The organism is Bradyrhizobium sp. sGM-13 (assembly GCF_018398875.1).
Lineage (GTDB): Bacteria > Pseudomonadota > Alphaproteobacteria > Rhizobiales > Xanthobacteraceae > Bradyrhizobium.
In genome coordinates, this window is sequence record NZ_JAGWDK010000570.1 from 1 (window position 1) to 206 (window position 206).

Below are 206 nucleotides of genomic sequence, written 5' to 3' on the forward strand. Positions count from 1 at the left end.
AGGCGTGAGTTGATCGCCCCAGGCATATTCCGCGCCGTCGAGTCCGCCGCGCGCGGCAAACTCCCATTCGGCTTCTGTCGCCAATTCCTTGCCCGCCCATTTCGCATAGGCCGCCGCATCGGCGTGGCAGATGTGCACGACAGGATGATCGTCGAGCGCGTTGATGTTGCTCTTACGCCCATAGGGACGGCGCCAGTTCGCATCCT

The 206-nt window shown here is 63.1% G+C and carries 1 protein-coding gene; it reads right to left on the minus strand.

Annotation, left to right across the window (positions count from 1 at the left end):
• Positions 1-206 (minus strand): SUMF1/EgtB/PvdO family nonheme iron enzyme (locus KJQ96_RS40005; RefSeq protein ID WP_213291327.1); only part of this gene is annotated, 206 nt, incomplete at both ends.